The sequence below is a fragment of the Streptomyces sp. NPDC017246 genome, assembly GCF_044331325.1.
In the GTDB taxonomy this organism is placed as follows: domain Bacteria; phylum Actinomycetota; class Actinomycetes; order Streptomycetales; family Streptomycetaceae; genus Streptomyces.
Genome location: NZ_JBIRMW010000018.1, coordinates 140,508 through 158,853, shown reverse-complemented (window position 1 = coordinate 158,853; position 18,346 = coordinate 140,508). Strand labels below are relative to the sequence as shown.

The 18,346-nt window shown below is 69.9% G+C and carries 16 protein-coding genes; 5 read left to right on the top strand and 11 right to left on the bottom strand.

Annotated elements, in window-relative coordinates; translation table 11 throughout:
* Window positions 1–98: 98 nt before the first annotated feature.
* On the top strand, window positions 99–1,970 hold the full coding sequence (locus ACH4MY_RS32605; protein WP_398007625.1) for a DNA/RNA helicase domain-containing protein: 1,872 nt from the start codon (window positions 99–101) through the stop codon (window positions 1,968–1,970).
* Window positions 1,971–2,237: 267 nt separating this feature from the next.
* Complete coding sequence (locus ACH4MY_RS32600) at window positions 2,238–2,366, top strand: DUF6408 family protein (protein ID WP_222517947.1); 129 nt, start codon at window positions 2,238–2,240, stop codon at window positions 2,364–2,366.
* Window positions 2,367–2,423: 57 nt separating this feature from the next.
* On the opposite strand, the gene ACH4MY_RS32595 is transcribed toward ACH4MY_RS32600, so the two are convergent.
* From ACH4MY_RS32595 to ACH4MY_RS32585, 3 genes are all read right to left on the bottom strand, one after another.
* Window positions 2,424–4,541, bottom strand: coding sequence for a DUF2075 domain-containing protein (locus ACH4MY_RS32595; protein WP_398007655.1), 2,118 nt, complete (start codon window positions 4,539–4,541; stop codon window positions 2,424–2,426).
* Between the two features lie 665 nt (window positions 4,542–5,206).
* Complete coding sequence (locus ACH4MY_RS32590; protein WP_398007623.1) at window positions 5,207–6,535, bottom strand: class I SAM-dependent RNA methyltransferase; 1,329 nt, start codon at window positions 6,533–6,535, stop codon at window positions 5,207–5,209.
* Window positions 6,536–6,607: 72 nt separating this feature from the next.
* Window positions 6,608–8,659 (bottom strand): APC family permease, encoded by a 2,052-nt coding sequence (locus tag ACH4MY_RS32585; RefSeq protein ID WP_398007621.1) that lies wholly within the window; start codon window positions 8,657–8,659, stop codon window positions 6,608–6,610.
* 234 nt (window positions 8,660–8,893) lie between these two features.
* Here ACH4MY_RS32585 and ACH4MY_RS32580 point away from each other — a divergent pair, with 234 nt between their 5' ends.
* Together ACH4MY_RS32580 and ACH4MY_RS32575 are read left to right on the top strand one after the other, a co-directional pair.
* On the top strand, window positions 8,894–9,562 hold the full coding sequence (locus tag ACH4MY_RS32580) for a TrkA family potassium uptake protein (RefSeq protein WP_189832557.1): 669 nt from the start codon (window positions 8,894–8,896) through the stop codon (window positions 9,560–9,562).
* Window positions 9,562–10,239 (top strand): potassium channel family protein, encoded by a 678-nt coding sequence (locus tag ACH4MY_RS32575; RefSeq protein WP_398007619.1) that lies wholly within the window; start codon window positions 9,562–9,564, stop codon window positions 10,237–10,239. Before ACH4MY_RS32580 ends, ACH4MY_RS32575 begins: the two co-directional genes overlap by 1 nt.
* 104 nt (window positions 10,240–10,343) lie before the next feature.
* Here the strand turns inward: ACH4MY_RS32575 and ACH4MY_RS32570 are convergent, their stop codons facing one another.
* The 8 genes from ACH4MY_RS32570 to ACH4MY_RS32535 all read right to left on the bottom strand — a co-directional run bounded on the left by ACH4MY_RS32570 (window position 10,344) and on the right by ACH4MY_RS32535 (window position 17,778).
* Window positions 10,344–11,081 (bottom strand): DUF3159 domain-containing protein, encoded by a 738-nt coding sequence (locus tag ACH4MY_RS32570; protein WP_398007617.1) that lies wholly within the window; start codon window positions 11,079–11,081, stop codon window positions 10,344–10,346.
* A 3-nt stretch (window positions 11,082–11,084) separates the two neighbouring features.
* A complete protein-coding gene (locus ACH4MY_RS32565) occupies window positions 11,085–11,483 on the bottom strand; it encodes an OB-fold nucleic acid binding domain-containing protein (protein WP_073906407.1) in 399 nt (132 codons plus the stop codon).
* Between the two features lie 57 nt (window positions 11,484–11,540).
* Entirely contained in the window at window positions 11,541–12,227 is a 687-nt protein-coding gene (locus tag ACH4MY_RS32560) for a response regulator (RefSeq protein WP_398007615.1), read from the bottom strand.
* Between the two features lie 159 nt (window positions 12,228–12,386).
* Window positions 12,387–14,933 carry a DUF4118 domain-containing protein gene (locus tag ACH4MY_RS32555; protein ID WP_398007613.1) on the bottom strand — a complete coding sequence of 849 codons (2,547 nt, stop codon included), beginning with the start codon at window positions 14,931–14,933 and terminating at the stop codon, window positions 12,387–12,389.
* Window positions 14,934–15,042: 109 nt separating this feature from the next.
* A complete protein-coding gene (locus tag ACH4MY_RS32550) occupies window positions 15,043–15,711 on the bottom strand; it encodes an ABC transporter ATP-binding protein (RefSeq protein WP_398007653.1) in 669 nt (222 codons plus the stop codon).
* A 213-nt stretch (window positions 15,712–15,924) separates the two neighbouring features.
* On the bottom strand, window positions 15,925–16,680 hold the full coding sequence (locus tag ACH4MY_RS32545) for a DUF3710 domain-containing protein (protein WP_398007611.1): 756 nt from the start codon (window positions 16,678–16,680) through the stop codon (window positions 15,925–15,927).
* Between the two features lies 1 nt (window position 16,681).
* Entirely contained in the window at window positions 16,682–17,194 is a 513-nt protein-coding gene (gene dut / locus ACH4MY_RS32540; protein ID WP_398007609.1) for a dUTP diphosphatase, read from the bottom strand.
* On the bottom strand, window positions 17,194–17,778 hold the full coding sequence (locus ACH4MY_RS32535) for a PaaI family thioesterase (protein ID WP_398007607.1): 585 nt from the start codon (window positions 17,776–17,778) through the stop codon (window positions 17,194–17,196). The genes dut and ACH4MY_RS32535 overlap by 1 nt, the downstream gene beginning before the upstream one ends.
* Window positions 17,779–17,836: 58 nt before the next feature.
* On the opposite strand from ACH4MY_RS32535, the gene ACH4MY_RS32530 reads away from it, so the two are divergent.
* Window positions 17,837–18,340 carry a DUF3093 domain-containing protein gene (locus ACH4MY_RS32530; RefSeq protein ID WP_398007605.1) on the top strand — a complete coding sequence of 168 codons (504 nt, stop codon included), beginning with the start codon at window positions 17,837–17,839 and terminating at the stop codon, window positions 18,338–18,340.
* Window positions 18,341–18,346 lie beyond the last annotated feature (6 nt).

The window sequence follows — 18,346 nt, the reverse complement described above, 5'->3', positions numbered from 1 at the left end:
ACAGACTCAGCGGCCCGACAGGCTTCCGCTCCGCATCCGCGGAACCAGGACATGCCCCCACCCGCACGAGCTACTTCGTGCTGCCTGGGGGCGTTCTCTTGCTGTTCCGTGAGTCTGCGGCGTCACTGGCCACCCGCACCCACGTCGAGGGCCGATTGGCGCGGCTCCTGACGGAGAACTTCCTGCACCAGCACCGTCACCGGCCCCAGCCGGCGGAGGTTCGGGCTTGGGAGCGCAGCATCCCGGCACTCACCAACGTGCTCGTGGAAGCCGGGCTCGGCGAAGTCGAGATGCTGCTGGAGTACGGGCTGCCGCTGACCAGCAAGCGCGCTGACGTGATACTGGCCGGCGTCCATCCGGCCACCGGCGAGGCGTCGTACGTGGTGGTCGAACTGAAGCAGTGGAGCGAAGCCCACCCCGAGCCGGAGGATCCACTGCTCTGCCACATCGACGCATACGACGATCCGATCCTCAACCCGATCGAGCAGGTGCGCGGCTACTGCGACTACCTGGTCTCGTTCAACGGGGCTCTGGAGAACGATCCGAAGTCGGTCGTCGGCGTGGCATACCTGCACAACGCGACGGAGTCCAAAGTGGCGGGCCTGCGCCATGTCGCAGAAGACGATCGCGGCCGGATGTTCACCGGTGATCAGCGCGGCGCCTTCCTGAGCTACCTGCGTTCGCGTCTGGCCGCGAAGCCCGGTGCAGATGCGGCCGATGCCTTGCTGCAGGCCAAGGTCCGGCCGTCGAGGCAGCTGATGGCCGTCGCTGCCGAAGAGGTGCGCGACCGGGAACAGTTCGTCCTGCTCGACGAACAGCGGCTCGCGTACGAGACGGTCATGGCCGCAGTGCGGCGGGCGCGACAAGCGGATCGCAAACAGGTCGTCGTGGTGACCGGGGGGCCGGGCTCCGGCAAGAGTGTGATCGCCCTGTCTCTCCTCGGAGACCTCTACCGGCGCGGGGTGCCCGCCCTGCACGCCACCGGCTCCCAATCGTTCACCAAGACGATGCGCAAGATCGCCGGCACCCGCAAGCCCGAAGTGCAGCGGCTCTTCCGCTATTTCAACAGCTTCATGGAGGCCGAGCCCAACGATCTCGACGTCCTTGTCTGCGACGAGGCGCACCGCCTGCGCAAGACCTCCGCCAACCGCTACACGAAGGCGACACTCCGCACGGGCCGAGCGCAGGTGGCGGAGCTGATGGCAGCGGCTCGGGTTCCGGTCTTCCTGCTGGACCAGCACCAGGTGGTCCGGCCGGGCGAGATGGGGACGGAGGAGCAGATTCGGGAAGCAGCCGCCGCACTGGGGCTCGCATGCACCGTGGTGAAACTGGACAGTCAGTTCCGATGCGGTGGCAGCGACGCGTACGTGCGGTGGGTCGTCGACCTTCTGGGGCTCGAAGGTCAATCTCCCACCGTGTGGGAGCCGGACGACAAGGTGCGTTTGCTGACCGTCGACACCCCGCAGGAGCTCGAAGGCTTCCTGGCCGCTCAACGGGCGCAAGGCTACGGCGCCCGCATGTCCGCGGGCTACTGCTGGAAGTGGACGACGAAGATCACTTCCCGTACGAACGCACTGCCCACCGACGTGGTCATCGGTGACTGGGCCAAGCCGTGGAACCTCTACGGTGACCGAGCCCTGCTCGGCGCACCGCCGGCGCCACTGTGGGCCACCGCCCCCGAGGGGTTCGGGCAGGTCGGATGTGTGTACACCGCGCAGGGCTTCGAGTACGACTGGTCGGGTGTCATCATGGGCCCGGACCTCGTCTGGCGGACCGACCACTGGGTGGTGGACCGCACAGCGTCGAAGGACCCCTCGTTCACGAAGGCGACATCGGACGACGACGTGGATCGCCTCGTGCGCAACACCTACAAGGTGCTCCTCACCCGGGGCATGATCGGGACGGTCGTCTACTCGACGGATCCCGAGACCCGCGAGAAGCTCCGCGCGCTGATCCCTCCGACGCCTTGAACACCAACCGCTTTCGAGGCGCCGCGGAAATCAGGGCGCTCTCGGCCACTGGAGCACTGCGAAAACCACGACGCGCGGGCCGGGCCGCGAGATAGCATGATCGCGCTGCGCACCTTCCCGGAGGGTACGAGGCAAGGGTCGGTACGCCTGCCCCAATGACCCGTGAGCGACGAATGGTTGTGCCCGTCGTGTGGCGACACACGACGCGAGCGTGGATGCCCGCAGGGCGTCCCCCTGCCATTCCGATCTCACTGCATTGGAGCGGCCATGACCTCGGTCGAGTACAAGCCTGCGCGTCGTGAACGGATCCGCGAGATCCTGATCGAGATCGCCGTCGGAGTCGTCACCAATCTTGTGGTGACGGCCTTGCTGTCGATTGCGGGTCTGCTCTTCTAGAGCGGGCGGGTGGCGGGCCCGGTGAGCCCGCCACTCACACCGAACGCGAAAGCGCGTTCAGAACAGCGTCAGATCGGGCCCCTGCGACTTGCGCGCCTTCCGATTCCTCTTTCCACGTCTTCCCCTACTGGGGCGGGGCAGGTGCGGCTTGCGCGCCTCCGCAGGCAGATTCTCCCACGTAGGACGCAACGCGTGGATCTCGACCGGTCCGACGAGTTCCTTGAGGTAGGCCCGGGTCTCCTCGTCTGTGGAATAGAGCACTGTTGCCCGGCTGGCCCGGGTCATCAGCACGTGATAGGCGTGGCGGACGAGTCGGGCGAATTCCTCGTCGTCGACACTGCCCGCTTTCACCTTCGGGTCGAACGAGCCGGGTCGAGCCACTCGCTTGGCGTCGGACTCCTCGTCCTTGCGCTCCTTGCCCCGACGGAACACCCATTGGCCGTCTCGGCGCACCATGTCCTCGCCCATGATGACGCCGCACCAGTCCCATTCAAGGCCCTGCGCCGTATAGACACAACCGATCTGGCCGAGGCCGTTCTCGTGAACGGACCATATCTTGGACGGGGGCACGTCGTCAGCGCAGAAGGTGTCGCTGTCCGCGTTCCACGGCCGGTGCCATTCGCCGATGCGCACATCGGCCTCCAGCCGCCTCTCCTTGCCGAGTGGCTTGGTCCAAGGCCAGCAATAGCCGGCCACCATACGCGCAGACGCACCGGCCAGCGCTTCGGCACGGATGATCCGTTCGAGTTCCTCAGGGGTGTCCGCCACTTCGACGTGCATCAGACCGTCCGGGCGCCAGCACTCGGCCTCCTCGTCCGTCACACCGAGCACGGCGCGCACCCAGCGAGGGTAGGCGTCGCTGCCGCCACAGCGGAACTGCTCGCGAAGCCCGACCTCGACGAGGCGAGCATCGTGGCGCGCGGCAGCCTCCTTGATCAGCTGTACGGTACCGACCTCGTTCGGCCTCACAGACTGCCCTTCGTCCATGAAGAAGACCGTCAGTCGTGACGCGGCGAGGAGCTCGTCCACCTGCGGCCCCGTGCCCCAGTCCTCGGGCTTCCAGAATCGATTCGTCGAGCGGTCGCGAAGTCGGTGTGCCTCATCGCAGATCAACACGTCCAGGGGCGGCTCCGGGGGTTTGACGAAATTGCTGAAGTACGTGAACGACTCCCTGAACTCCCGGTCTCCGTATCCGACGTGCTCTTGGAGAGCGCCGTTGAACGCCCTGCTCCCGCTGGCGTAGTTGACCGTGCGGCCTTGTGCCTCCAGCTCCGCTTTGATCTGCAGTCCGATCGCGCTCTTTCCCGTTCCGGCGCCACCGGTCACCAGAAAGATCACCCGTTGCTCGTCCGGGACCAACGTGGGACGCTCGGGATCCGGTAGGACCTTGGCGGCCGATTCCAGGACCTGGTCGGCCACTGCCTTCTGGCGCCCACGGAGGGTGAAAACGGTATCGGCCCCGCGGGACCAGATCATCGCGTCGAGCAGCGGAGTGTTGCGCAGCCCCATGTTCTGCAGCATCCTCTCGGCCTCTGAGGCCGCGCCTTCAACGGCGAAGTGCCGCTGGAGGTCGGACAGCAGCTGTGCGCGCCGGTCGCTCGTGTACACGCGGGCGTAGGCACCTGTCGGCGCATCCACTTCGATCAAGGGCCGAACCGAGTCATCCACGGCGTTGTGCAGGTAGGCGAAACCTCCGCATTCGAAGTCCGAGCGCTGGAATGGGCCCCTGCCACTCGTGAACGCCTCGTAATACGAGCGCAATTGCAGTGCTGGGTGCTGCTTCACTTCGTCCATGGCCGGCACGTAGAGCAGGTCTGCCGTGGCCTGCTCCACCCTGGTCACCGTCGACCAGCGCTTCAGCTCGACCAACTGCACCGACGGCACATTGCGTTCCGGGTGCCGGCCCACCAGAACGACGTCGATGAGGCGTGGGTTCTCGGAACGGTTCACCTCGTCGAGCGTGGCGGCACACTCGACGATCATCTCCACGTTGCCGCGCTCCGCCGCGACCAGGTCGTTCGCCAGGCTCACCAGGCTTTCCGCCCACGCGGACCGTTCCGACAACGAGGCGTCCGCGCCCCTGAAGTGCCGCCATCGGGCAGCAAGGTGCGGAACCATTCTGCGACGCGAATTCAGAGTGAGCAGATCCTCCGCCGCCAGTTTCAGCAGGAGCATGGACACGAGGTGGTTCCCCCAGGGCACGAGTGACTCGTGCGGGTGGGGGCATGTCCTGTTCAGGAAGCCCGTCGGGCCGCAATCGGTTGGAGTGATCCTAGTAAGGCCCGACCTACCGAAGAACGACACCTCGGCTGTCTGCGAGAACTGCGTCGATCATGGCTGGATCACGCAGTACGGGTCATGGATCCCAGATCTCGAGCGAGCAACTGTCAGCTCGTTCTCGGGGCGCCGACTGCGCGGACCGGAAACTCCCGGGCGACCGCCGCCAGCTCCCCCACCGCTGTTCCCGGCGGGCTCCGCCGACCCCGTCAGTGACGCTGAGATACCGCTGCTGAGGCCGCCACCCGGCAACGAATGGGCGTCAGCAGCCATGGGACATGGCTTGACATTCGGGATGTCATAGGGCCAGTGGCTTGCGGGTCGGCGACCAAGCCGTTGGCCCGGTCGCGTCCGTGGACGCGGCCGGGCCAACGTGATGGGGCTTCAGAACGTGCGCCAATTGAGCGTCAGCAGCCCGAGGAGAGCCCTGATGCCGATAGCTAGGACCACGACGTCCCGTACTGAAACTGCAGGTCAGGTAGCTTTCAGCGGACCGGCGCACCTTCACGTGTTGCTTGCCCGGAAACAGGTCGAGCAGCTGACGAAGACCAAGAAACCCCAGGTCAGGCGTCCTTCTTCACCGGCTCCAGAATCGCCACGCACTCCACGTGGTGCGTCATCGGGAACAGGTCGAAGGCGCGCAGGGTGCGGACCTTGTAGCCGCGTTCCGCGAAGTAGGCGATGTCTCGGGCCAGGGCCGCCGGGTCGCAGGCGACGTAGGCGATGCGGCGGGCGCCGAGGCCCGCGAGGTGGTTGACCGTCTGCTTGCCGGCGCCGGCGCGCGGGGGGTCGAGGACGATGAGGTCGACCTCCGTGATGCCCGTGCGCGGGAGGACCGATTCGACCTTGCCCTGTTCGATGCGGACGCGCGGGAAGCCCGCGAGGTTGTGGCGGGCGTCCTCCACCGCGCGCTTGCCCGACTCGACGCCGAGGACCGCGCCCTGGTCGCCGACGCGGTCGGCGAGGGCGCCCGCGAAGAGGCCGACGCCGCAGTAGAGGTCGAGGGCCGTCTCGCCCTTGCGGGGGGTGAGGCCCTGCATGACGGCGAGCATGAGGGTCTGCGCGGCCTTCGGGTGGACCTGCCAGAAGCCGCCGTTGCCGACGCGGTAGGTGCGCTCGTCGGCGCGCTCGCGGACGAAGGCGCGGCCGTGGACGCGGTGGACTCCGCCGTCCTTCTCGTCGACGCGGAGGACGGAGACCGGCTTGTCCAGCTCCACCAGGGGGAGCCGGCCGCCGGGCTTCGGGGTCAGGATGACCTGGCGGTCGTTCGAGCCGGAGGCGGCGATGGCCTCGACCGAGGCCATGTTCGGCCAGTCCTGCTTCTCGATGCCCAGCTCCGAGACGCCCTGTGCCGCGATCATGCAGTGGTCGATGACCTCGACCTCGTGCGAGCGGTGCTTGCGCAGGCCCGCGTTCCCCTCGGCGTCGATCGTGTACTGGACGCGGGTGCGCCACTGCGGGACCTCGCCCGGCGGGAGCTTGTCGCCCTCGGCCGGCATGACGGTGCCGTCCCAGCCTGCCTCCTCGGGGGTCAGTCCGGCGAGCCGCAGGAGCTGCTCGGCGATGACCTCGCCCTTGAGGCGGCGCTGGGCGCCGGGCTTGGCGTGCTGCCAGTCGCAGCCGCCGCACTTGCCCGGGCCCGCGAAGGGGCAGGGGGCCTCGACGCGGTCCTTGGACGGGTCGAGGATCGTGATCGCGTCGGCGCGCAGGAAGCGGGAGGTCTCCTCGCCCTCGGTGACGCGGGCGACGACCTTCTCGCCGGGCAGGGCGTGGCGGACGAAGAGGACGCGGCCCGCTTCGGTGCGGGCGATGCAGTGGCCGCCGTGGGCGACCGGTCCGACCTCGACCTCGTACTCTTCCCCGACCAACGACGAAACAGGGGTGTTCTGCATGGTGGGGAGACTCCAAGGGGGAGGAACTGGGGAGGTGACCGTGGGCTGCCGTTCGGACGGCAGCCCACCAGTCTAGTTGCTCTTTGAGGTCGGTTCCTTCTGGCGCTTCTCCACCGGTCCGCGGCGGACCGAGCCCGGCGCGGTCCAGTCCTGGCGCTTGCGGGCCCGCTTCTTCGCGACCTCGGAGGACTGGAGCTGGTACGGGACGGAGGTCACCATGACGCCGGGGGTGAAGAGCAGCCTGCCCTTGAGGCGGAGTGCGGACTGGTTGTGGAGCAGGTGCTCGTACCAGTGCCCGACGACGTACTCCGGGATGTAGACGGAGACGGCGTCGCGGGGGCTCTCGCGGCGGATGCCCTTGACGTACTCGATCACCGGGCGGGTGATCTCGCGGTACGGCGAGTCGAGGATCTTGAGCGGGACGTTGATGCCGCGCCGCTCCCACTCCTCCCTGAGCGCCTTCGTCTCGACCGGGTCGACGTTGACGGTCAGCGCCTCCAGCTCGTGCGCGTGCATGAGCTTGGCGTAGGCCAGGGCGCGCAGGGTGGGCTTGTGGAGCTTGGAGACGAGGACGATGGAGCGGACCCGGGAGGGGCGTACGTACTCGTCGGGGCGTTCCTCGGCGGCGGCGATCTCCGCGGCGACGGAGTCGTAGTGCTTACGGATCGCGCTCATCGTCCCGTAGAAGATCACCATGCCGAGCAGGGCGACCCAGGCGCCGTGGGTGAACTTGGTGGCCAGGACGACGACGAGGACGAGGCCGGTGAAGAAGGCGCCGAAGGCGTTGATCGCGCGGGAGCGGATCATGTGGCGGCGCTTGGCCGGGTCGCGCTCCGTCTTCAGGTGCCGGTTCCAGTGCCGGACCATGCCGATCTGGCTGAGCGTGAAGGAGACGAAGACACCGACGATGTACAGCTGGATCAGCCGGGTCGAGTCCGCTCCGTAGACCCAGACGAGCAGGGCGGCGGCGCCGGCGAGGAGCACGATGCCGTTGGAGAAGGTGAGGCGGTCGCCGCGGGTGTGCAGCTGGCGGGGCAGGTAGCGGTCCTGGGCGAGGATCGAGCCGAGGAGCGGGAAGCCGTTGTACGCGGTGTTGGCGGCGAGGAAGAGGACGAGCGCGGTGGCTGCGGCGAGGAGGACGAAGAAGAACGTTCCGTCGCCGAAGACGGCGGCCGCGACCTGTGAGATCACCGGGTCCTGGACGTAGCCCTCGCCGACCGGCACGCCGTTGACGAGCAGGTCCTCGGCGGGCTTCTCGGCCATCCGGACGTCGGTGGCCATGGCGAGGAAGATGATGCCGCAGAACATGGTGACGGCCAGGCCGCCCATGAGGGCGAGCGTGGTGGCGGCGTTCTTCGACTTCGGCTTGCGGAAGGCGGGGACACCGTTGGAGATGGCCTCGACGCCGGTGAGCGCGGCACAGCCGGAGGAGAACGCGCGCAGCAGCAGGAACACGAGCGCGAAGCCGGCGAGTCCCTGGTGCTCGGGCTTGATCTCGTAGTCGGCGGTGGGCGCCTTCATGGTCTCGTCGAGGACGATCCCCTTGTACGCGCCCCAGGCGATCATGATGAAGACGCCGGCGACGAAGACGTACGTCGGGATCGCGAAGAGCGAGCCCGACTCCTTCACTCCGCGCAGGTTCATCACGGTGAGCAGCACGATCACGCCGACCGCGCAGGCCACCTTGTGCTCGACGACGAAGGGGATCGCCGAGCCGAGGTTCTCGATGCCCGAGGAGATCGACACGGCGACGGTCAGGACGTAGTCGACGAGCAGGGCGCTCGCGACGGTGAGTCCGGCCCTCGGCCCGAGGTTGGTGTTGGCGACCTCGTAGTCGCCGCCGCCGCTCGGGTACGCGTGGACGTTCTGCCGGTACGACGCGACGACCGTGAACATCAGGACGACGACCGCGAGCGCGATCCACGGGCTGAAGTGGTAGGCCGAAAGGCCGGCGACGGAGAGGACGAGCAGCACCTCGCCCGGTGCGTACGCCACCGAGGACAGCGGGTCGGAGGCGAAGACGGGGAGGGCGATCCGCTTGGAGAGCAGGGTCTCTCCGAGCTTGTCGCTGCGCAGGGCCCGCCCGATCAGGATCCGTTTGGGCACGTCGGTCAGTTTGGACACGGAGAGGATCGTAAGCGTTCGAAAAGAGCCACGCGCACCGGCACCCCCGATAGGCACCGAATCTCCCTCAGTACCACCTCGGATGCGGTCCCGGCCAGCGTTGCCGCATAAGCTCGGACCGGGTGACCCGTCAGGGTGTCGCCCGCCGCGACCCGGGCGCATCGGGTGAGGAAAGTTGTGAGCAGGGTGTTTTCGCAGGTCAGTAGGGCGATCAGGAGTGCGGGGTAAGGGGACGTGCACATCGTCATCATGGGCTGCGGGCGAGTGGGAGCCGCTCTCGCGCAGACCCTGGAGCAGCAGGGGCACACCGTCGCGGTCGTGGACCAGGACCCGACGGCTTTTCGTCGTCTGGGGTCGGGTTTCGGCGGTCGGCGCGTCACGGGCGTGGGCTTCGACCAGGACACGCTGCGTGAGGCCGGCATCGAGGACGCGGGCGCCTTCGCCGCGGTGAGCAGCGGCGACAACTCGAACATCATCGCCGCGCGGGTCGCGCGCGAGATGTTCGGCATCGAGAACGTGGCGGCGCGGATCTACGACCCGCGTCGCGCCGAGGTCTACCAGCGCCTCGGCATCCCGACGGTCGCGACGGTCCGCTGGACCGCCGACCAGATGCTGCGCCGGCTGCTGCCCTCCGGCGCGGAGCCGCTGTGGCGCGACCCGAGCGGGGGTGTGCAGCTCGCGGAGGTGCACACGACTCCCGCCTGGATCGGTCACAAGGTGAGCCGGCTCCAGGAGGAGACCGGTGTCCGTGTCGCGTTCCTCACCCGGCTGGGCGAAGCGATTCTGCCCACCTCGCAGACGGTGCTCCAGGAAGGTGACCTGGTGCACGTGATGATGCGTACGGACGAGATCGCGAAGGTCGAGGAGGCCTTCGCCGAGGGTCCCGAGGAGGGCGGTCACTGATGCGTGTCGCTATTGCGGGCGCGGGTGCGGTGGGCCGTTCCATCGCGGGCGAGCTCCTGGAGAACGGGCACGAGGTCCTGCTCATCGACAAGGCGCCGACCGCCATCTCGGTGGAGCGGGTGCCGCAGGCGGAGTGGCTGCTGGCCGACGCCTGTGAGATCACCTCGCTCGACGAGGCGGCGCTCCAGCGCTGCAACGTGGTGATCGCGGCGACCGGCGACGACAAGGTGAACCTCGTCGTCTCGCTGCTCGCCAAGACCGAGTACGGCGTGCCGCGGGTCGTCGCCCGGGTGAACAACCCGAAGAACGAGTGGCTGTTCAACGAGGCCTGGGGCGTGGACGTGGCCGTCTCGACCCCGCGCCTGATGTCGGCGCTGGTGGAGGAGGCGGTGAGCGTCGGCGACCTCGTCCGGCTGCTCCGCTTCAGCCACGGCGACGCGAACCTGGTCGAGCTGACCCTCCCGCCGGAGTCGGCGGTCGCCGGCACCGCGGTCGGGGACGTGGACTGGCCGCAGGACACCTCGCTCGTGACGATCATCCGCGGCTCGCGGGTGCTGACGCCGAGTGCCGAGGAGACCCTGGAGGCCGGCGACGAGCTGCTGTTCGTGGCCGCGCAGGCCCGCGAGGAGCAGCTGGAGGACCTGTTGCAGGTCCGCCGCGAGCCCACCGAGTCCTGAGCACGGGTGGTACGTGGGAGGGCCCGGACCTGACGAACAGGTCCGGGCCCTCCCGCGTACCGTCCGAAGGCCGCGCCGAGAAGCTCGGGCCTCGGGCCGCTCGCTCAGGCCTCGGGGTGGCTCTGCGCGGCGGCGGCCGCCTTGCGCTCCTTCTCGGCGAGCTCCTCGGCCTCCATCTCGGCGAAGACGTCGATCGGCGGCGGAGCCTTCGCGAGGAACACCCAGGTGAGGTAGACCGCGAGCAGGAACGGCGGGATCTTCAGCGCGACGAGCACCCAGCCGAACTTGGTCGTGTCGGCCCACCAGTACATCGGGAAGAGGATCGCGCACTTGCCGAGCAGGATCAGGCCCCAGGCCAGGCTGGCCTTCGTGTACGCCTTCTTCCGGCCGGGGTTGCGGGTGCGCCAGGAGAGGTTCTCCTTGAAGACCGGGCCGAGGATCAGGCCGATCAGGGGGACCCCGGCGGCCGCGGTGACGAGGTACGCGAGGGCGAGACCCAGGGTGTACAGCATGCCGGGCAGATAGAAGTCCTTGGCGTTGCCCGTCATCATCGCGAAGACCACGCCGAAGGCGACACCGAAGACACCGCTGAACGCGTGCTTGACGGTGTCCCGACGGATGAGCCGGACGGCGACCAGGACCAGCGAGACCGCGAGCGCGGCGATCGCCGAGATGTGCAGGTCCTTGTTGATCGTGAAGATCGTGACGAACAACAGCCCCGGGAGGACCGTCTCGACCATGCCCCGCAGGCCACCGAAGGCCTCGAACAGCGCGGCCTCGGTGACCTCCTTCGAGGCCTGGGCGTCCTGGTCCGTGGTGGTCGGCTTGTCGAGGGACGTCACCGGCTACTCCTGTCCGAGCGGTCGGAGCTCGTATTTGGGGTTGAAGAGGACCCGCCGGCCGTGGCTCATGGAGATCCGGCCGGAGGCGATCAGCTTGCGGCCCGGCTCGATGCCCACGATGGAGCGCCGGCCGAGCCACACGACGTCGAGCGGTGCCGTGCCGTCGAAGAGTTCGGCCTCCAGCGCGGGCACACCGGCCCGGGGACGCAGCGTGACCGTGCGCAAGGTACCAGTCACCTTGACTATCTGGCGGTCGGAGCAGTCGCAGATACGCGTGCACCCCGACGCTTCGGCGTCCTCCTGGAGCTCCTCCGACTCCAGGTCCTCCGGGGAGGAGGAGAGCCGGTCGAGCATCCGGCGGAACCGACCGGCCGGCTTCTCTGTACGTGGTGCAGCACTCATACAGAAAGCGTACCGGCCACCGCTCTCACCGAGAGCGGGCCCTGACCGCGCATCCGCTCACCGTTCGAAGCGGTAGCCCATGCCCGGTTCGGTGACGAAGTGGCGCGGGTGCGACGGGTCGGCCTCCAGCTTGCGCCGCAGCTGCGCCATGTACACCCGCAGGTAGTTGGTCTCGGTGCCGTACGAGGGTCCCCAGACCTCCTGGAGCAGCTGCTTCTGGCTGACCAGGCGGCCGCTGTTGCGGACGAGGACCTCGAGGAGGTGCCACTCGGTGGGGGTGAGCCGGACGTCGCGGCCGTCGCGGTGGACCTTCTTGGCCGCGAGGTCGACGGTGAAGCCCTCGGTCTCGACGACCACGACCCCGTCCTCGGCCCCGCCGACCGGTTCGGCGCGGCGGACGGCGGCGCGGAGCCGGGCGAGGAGCTCGTCCATGCCGAAGGGTTTGGTGACGTAGTCGTCGGCGCCCGCGTCGAGTGCCTCGACCTTCTCGTCGGAGGTCTGCCGGGCCGAGAGGACCAGGATCGGCACGCGCGTCCAGCCGCGCAGGCCCTTGATGACCTCGACGCCGTCCATGTCGGGCAGGCCGAGGTCGAGGACGACGACGTCGGGGTGGCGTTCGGCGGCGAGCCGGAGGGCGGTGGCGCCGTCGGGCGCGGAGTCGACCTCGTACTTCCGCGCCTTGAGGTTGATCACCAGCGCGCGGACGATCTGCGGCTCGTCGTCGACCACGAGAACCCGGGTCATGGAGGGGGGCCTTCCTTCTTCGGTCGCCCGTGCGGGCGGGGGGATGAGGAGAGTACGGGAGGGGACGGGTCGGGGGCGGTGGCGGGGGCGGTGGTGCCGTACGGAGGGGCAGTGGTGCGGTAGGGAGGGGGCGGTGGTGCGGTACGGGAAGGGCCGGGGTCAGGTCACGGCGTGCGCCGGGAGGTCGGGCGCCGGGGCCGGCGGGCCGCCACGCGCCGCCCTGAGGGTGAGCACCATGGTCAGCCCGCCGCCCGGGGTGTCCTCGGCTCCCAGCGTCCCTCCCATGGCCTCGACGAAGCCGCGGGCCACCGCGAGGCCGAGACCGACCCCGGAGCCGCGCGGGGCGTCGCCGAAGCGCTGGAACGGCTCGAAGATGCCGTCCTTGGCCTCGTCGGGCACGCCGGGACCGCGGTCCACGACCCGGAGCTCCACGCGGTCCCCCAGGGTGCTGGCGGCGACGGCGACGGGCATGCCCCCGGGGCTGTACTTGACGGCGTTCTCGACGATGTTGGCGACGGCCCGCTCCAGGAGACCCTTGTCGACCTCGACCATGGGCAGCGTCTCGGGGATGTCGAGCTCGGCGCTGCCGTCGGGGACTCCCCCGAGGGCCATGGGAACGACCTCGTCGAGGTCGACGGTGCGGATCAGTGGTGTGACGGTGCCGGTCTGGAGGCGGGACATGTCGAGGAGGTTGCCGACGAGGTGGTCGAGCCGGTCGGCGCCCGCCTCGATGCCTTCCAGAAGCTCGGCGCGGTCCTGCTCGGACCATTCGACGTCGTCGGAGCGGAGGGAGGAGACGGAGGCCTTGATGCTCGCGAGCGGGGTCCGCAGGTCGTGGCTGACGGCGGCGAGCAGGGAGGTGCGGATCTTGTTGCCCTCGGCCAGCTTCCGGGCCTCCTCCGCCTCGCCCACGAGCCGCTGGCGGTCGAGGACGACGGCGGCCTGGGCGGCGAAGGCGCCGAGGACCCGCCGGTCCTCGGCGGGCAGCACCCGGCCGGAGAGGGCGAGGGCCAGATGGTCGCCGACCGGCATGTCCACGTCCGCCTCCTCGGGCCGGGCGGCGGGGTGGGGTCCGACGCTCGCCGCCCGGGTCCACGGCTCGACCTCGTGATCCCGCTCCAGCAGGGCGACGGACTCCATGGAGAAGGTCTCGCGAACGCGTTCGAGGAGGGCGTCGAGGCTCGTCTCGCCCCGCAGCACACTGCCGGCGAGGTACGAGAGCACCTCGGACTCGGCGCGCAGCCGGGCCGCCTGGTGGGTGCGCCGGGCGGCGAGGTCCACCACCGAGGCGACCGACATGGCGACGCCGAGGAAGACGGCGATGGCGACGATGTTCTTGGGGTCGGCGACGGTGAGCCGGTGGACGGGCGGGGTGAAGAACCAGTTGAGGAGGAGGGAGCCGGCCGCGGCGGAGGCCAGCGCCGGCGGGAATCCGCCGAGCAGGGCCGCCGTGACGGTCAGGGCCAGGAAGAGCAGCATGTCGTTGGCGAGACCGAGGTCGGCGTCGACATGGGTGAGGAGGAGGGCGAGGAGGAGGGGGCCCGCGACGCCGACCACCCAGCCGCCGATGATCCGGGAGCGGCCGAGGCGGGCGCCGCGGGCGACCGGGAGTCCGCGTCCCTTGGCGACCTCGCCGTGGGTGACGATGTGGACGTCGAGGTCGGTCCCGGAGTCACGGGCCACGGTCTGGCCGACGCCGGGGCCGAGGATGTACTGCCAGGTGCGGCGGCGGCTGGAGCCGAGGACGATCTGGGTGGCGTTGACCCCGCGGGCGAATTCGAGGAGCGCGGAGGGGACGTCGTCGCCGATGACGTGGTGGAACGTGCCGCCGAGGTCCTCGACGAGGGTGCGCTGGACGGCCAGCTCCTTGGGGGAGGCCGCGGTGAGCCCGTCGCTGCGGGCGATGTAGACGGCGAGGACCTCGCCGCCCGCGCCCTTCTCGGCGAGCCGGGTGGCGCGCCGTATGAGGGTGCGGCCCTCGGGCCCGCCGGTCAGACCGACGACGATGCGCTCGCGGGCCTGCCAGGTGGAGCGGATGTTGTGCTCGCCGCGGTACTGCTGGAGGTACTCGTCGACCCGGTCGGCGGTCCAGAGGAGGGCGAGTTCGCGCAGCGCGGTGAGGTTGCCGGGGCGGAAGTAGTTGGAGAGGGCCGCGTCGACCTTGTCGGAGGTGTAGACGTTGCCGTGGGCCATCCGGCGCCGCAGGGCCTCCGGGGACATGTCGACCAGCTCGATCTGGTCCGCCCGTCGGACGACCTCGTCGGGCACGGTCTCCTGCTGCCGTACGCCCGTGATCGCCTCGACCACGTCGCCCAGCGACTCCAGATGCTGGATGTTGACGGTCGACACGACGTCGATGCCGGCCGCGAGCAGCTCGGCGACGTCCTGCCACCGCTTGGAGTTGCGGGAGCCCGGGACGTTCGTGTGGGCGAGCTCGTCGACGAGGGCGACGGCGGGCCGCCGGGCCAGGACGGCGTCGATGTCCATCTCGGTGAAGGCCGCGCCCCGGTACTCCAGGGTGCGGCGCGGCACCTGCTCCAGGCCGTGCAGCATGACCTCGGTGCGCGGTCGTCCGTGGTGCTCCACGAACGCCACGACGCAGTCGGTGCCGCGCTCCACCCGGCGGTGTGCCTCGGAGAGCATGGCGTAGGTCTTGCCGACACCCGGCGCAGCGCCGAGGTATATCCGAAGCTTGCCGCGTCCCATGGGACGACCATACGTCCAGCCAATCGGACATTCCGCACGCGGTGAGAGGGGCCCGGCGGTCTTGACGTGATTCTGATGTCGAGACCCGCCGCGCACCCGTCGCGCCTCGTCAGTGCTCGATGATCTCGCCGTCGCTGAGCTCCAGGACCCGGTCCGCCAGACCCAGGAGCTGCGGGTCGTGGGTGGCGACGAGGGCCGTGCAGCCCTCGCTGCGCACCACCGCGCGCAGCAGCTGCATGACGGCGAGCCCGGTCTCCGCGTCGAGCTGGCCGGTCGGCTCGTCGGCTATCAGCAGCGCCGGCTTGTTGGCGAGGGCGCGGGCGATGGCGACGCGCTGCTGCTGGCCGCCGGAGAGCTCGCCGGGCCGCTGGTTCGCGTGGTCGGCCAGGCCGACCAGGCCCAGGAGCAGGGACACCCGCTCCTCGCGCTCCTTCGGGTCCGCCTTGCGCAGCCGCATGGGTACGCCGACGTTCTCGGCGGCGGACAGGATCGGGAGGAGTCCGAAGGACTGGAAGATGAAGCCGATCCGGTCGCGGCGCAGCTCCAGGAGTCCGTTCTCGCCGAGCGTGGAGAGGTCGATGCCGTCGATGACGATCGAGCCCCCGTCGGCGCTGTCGAGTCCGCCCACGAGGTTGAGCAGGGTGGTCTTGCCGGAGCCCGAGCGGCCCTTGAGCGCGACGAGCTCGCCGCGCGGGATGTCGAAGGAGACCCCGCGCAGGGCGTGGACGGCGGCTTCGCCCGTGCCGTACGACCGGCGCAGGTTCTCCACGCGGACCATCGGCGGGCCGGCCGGGTCCTCGACGACGGCCGTCGCGGACCTCGTGCTGCTCTCACTCACCCTGGGATCCCCCTCCTCGAACACGTGCCCGCCAGTATGGTCCGCGGCCGGGCCCGAGGACCAGAGCCGGAGGGCGGAACCTGTGGAAAACGGCCGATGGGCCGCTTCCCGTACGAGAGGTACGGAAAGCGGCCCATCGGCCGTAGGCGGGTGCTAGCGGATCTCGGAGATCTCCGGGCCGCGCTGGAGCTGGCCCATGCCGCCGGAGAAGCGGGAGTTCTCCTGCTCCTCCTGCTGCACGCCGTCCGGCACCATCTGGGCGTCGTTCGGCAGCTTGAGGACGATCGGGTCACGGGGGGCCATCGGGCCCTCGCCGCGGACGACCACGGTGTCCCGGACGATCTGCTCCAGGAGGCCGGCGGCCTCGGGCTGGACCGCGCCCTGCCCGGAGATCACTCCGCGCAGGAACCAGCGGGGTCCGTCGACACCCACGAAGCGGACCAGCTGCACGCCGCGGTTGCCGTCCGGCAGCTGCACGGGGACCTGGGCGCGCAGCTCCCAGCCCAGCGGGCCCTCGACCTCGTCGATGACCCCGCCCTGCTGGACGATGCCCGTGGCGATCTCGTCGCGGACCTCGCCCCAGATGCCCTCGTTCTTGGGTGCGGCGAAGGCCTGCAGCTGTACGGCGCTGTCGCGCAGGACGACGGTGGCCGCGACGATCGCGTCGCCCGCCACCTCCACCCGCAGCTCCATGCCCTCGACTCCGGGCACGAAGACACCGCCCAGGTCGACGCGGCCGTCCTCGGGCTTGCCGACCTCGGAGATGTCCCAGGGTCCGTCGGGCCGGGGCGCCGGCGGAAGGTTCACGCGGCGCGGGGCCGCGTCCTCGCCGTCCACCGCGTCGACGACCTGCTCGGCCTCGCCCGCCGCGTCCTCTGCGGCACCGCTCTTCTTGCGACGTCCGAACACGTCACTGTCCTTCCCGGTCGGATACGACCGAAGCGTATCGATTCCCACCCGTTGTGCCGTCCACGGCGGCATGACCGCCGGTGGACCCGAAGCCCCCCTCGGCCCGCGCCGAGCCGGGAAGCTCCGCCACCTCGTGGAAGCGCACCTTCTCGACCTGTTGGACGACAAGTTGGGCAATCCGGTCGAATCTTTCGAACCGCACGGTCTCGCGCGGGTCGAGATTGACCACGATCACCTTGATCTCTCCACGGTACCCGGCATCCACCGTCCCCGGGGCATTCACGAGCGCCACTCCACAGCGGGCGGCGAGTCCCGAGCGCGGGTGCACGAAGGCCGCGTACCCGTCCGGGAGGGCGATGGAGACCCCGGTGGGCAGCACGGCGCGCTCCCCGGGGGCGAGCTCGGCGGCCTCGGTGGTCACGAGGTCCGCCCCGGCGTCGCCGGGGTGCCCGTAGGCGGGGAGCGGCACGTCCGGGTCCACTCGCCGGATCAGTACGTCGACAGGGTTGCGCATCAGGGGTTCACCTCGAAGGCGCGGGCGCGCCGGACCTGGTCGGGGTCGGACATGGCGGCCTGGATCTCCTCCGGGCGGCCGTTGTCGATGAAGTGGTCGACCTTGACCTCGACGAAGAGGGCGTCGGCGCGGACGGCGACGGGGCCCTCGGCCCCGCCGATCCGGCCGACGGCGGTCGAGAAGATCTTGCGGCCGTGCACGGCGGTGACCTCGGCCTCCAGATGGAGCACGGTGCCCACCGGGACGGGCCGGACGAAGTCGGTCTCCAGCCGTCCGGTCACGGCGATGACCCGCAGCAGCCAGTTCAGGGATCCGAGGGTCTCGTCGAGCGCGGTGGCGAGCACGCCGCCGTGCGCGAGGCCGGGGGCGCCCTGATGGTCGGGGGTCACCGTGAACTCGGCGGTGACGGTCACGCCCTCGCCCGCGCGCGCCTCCAGATGGAGGCCGTGGGGCTGCCCGCCGCCGCACCCGAAGCAGTACTCGTAGTGTGCGCCGAGCAGCTCGCCGGGAGCCGGCGCGTCGGGGTGGCGTACCGGCGGTATGGCGTCGGCCGGCGGGGTGAGGGCGGCAGATGTTGCAGTCACAGGCGCAGACCTTACCCGCGCGACAGTGCCCTGGTCGCGCCGTGCCAAGCTTGGACGTATGCAGCCTTCCGCATCGTCTCCCGCTCCCTCTCCCGCGCCCTCCGCCGCGCCGCACTTCGACGAGCGGCTGACGGCGCCCCGCTCGTGGTGGGTCATCGCGGGCCTGCTCGGAATCTCCGGCGGTCTGGTCATGTTCCCGCTGGGTACGGTCCCGATGCTGGGCGGTCTGATCGTGGCGGCGGTGCTCGCCGGGGCGGCGGTCTCCTCGTACGGCTCCGCCCGGATCCGGGTGGTGGCCGGTTCGCTCGTGGCGGGCGACGCGCGGATTCCGGTCTCGGCCCTGGGGGCGGCCGAGGTGCTCGACGCGGAGGAGGCGCGCGCCTGGCGCATGCACAAGGCCGACCCGCGCGCTTTCATGCTGATGCGCAGCTATGTGACCCGGGCGGTGAGGATCGAGGTGACGGACCCCTCGGACCCGACGCCGTACGTGTACCTGTCCAGCCGCGAGCCGGAGGCCCTGGCGGCGGCGCTGGACGCCGTGCGCGCGGGCGCCGAGGACTGAGTCCGG

Bases quoted from the DNA above. Each gene is read 5' to 3' on its own strand.
- ACH4MY_RS32600 (WP_222517947.1), top strand. From the start codon at position 2,238: ATGACCTCGGTCGAGTACAAGCCTGCGCGTCGTGAACGGATCCGCGAG.
- ACH4MY_RS32595 (WP_398007655.1), bottom strand. From the start codon at position 4,541: ATGCTCCTGCTGAAACTGGCGGCGGAGGATCTGCTCACTCTGAATTCG.
- ACH4MY_RS32590 (WP_398007623.1), bottom strand. From the start codon at position 6,535: ATGCAGAACACCCCTGTTTCGTCGTTGGTCGGGGAAGAGTACGAGGTC.
- ACH4MY_RS32575 (WP_398007619.1), top strand. From the start codon at position 9,562: ATGCGTGTCGCTATTGCGGGCGCGGGTGCGGTGGGCCGTTCCATCGCG.
- ACH4MY_RS32565 (WP_073906407.1), bottom strand. From the start codon at position 11,483: ATGAGTGCTGCACCACGTACAGAGAAGCCGGCCGGTCGGTTCCGCCGG.
- ACH4MY_RS32560 (WP_398007615.1), bottom strand. From the start codon at position 12,227: ATGACCCGGGTTCTCGTGGTCGACGACGAGCCGCAGATCGTCCGCGCG.
- ACH4MY_RS32555 (WP_398007613.1), bottom strand. From the start codon at position 14,933: ATGGGACGCGGCAAGCTTCGGATATACCTCGGCGCTGCGCCGGGTGTC.
- ACH4MY_RS32550 (WP_398007653.1), bottom strand. From the start codon at position 15,711: ATGGTCCGCGTGGAGAACCTGCGCCGGTCGTACGGCACGGGCGAAGCC.
- dut (WP_398007609.1), bottom strand. From the start codon at position 17,194: ATGCGCAACCCTGTCGACGTACTGATCCGGCGAGTGGACCCGGACGTG.
- ACH4MY_RS32530 (WP_398007605.1), top strand. From the start codon at position 17,837: ATGCAGCCTTCCGCATCGTCTCCCGCTCCCTCTCCCGCGCCCTCCGCC.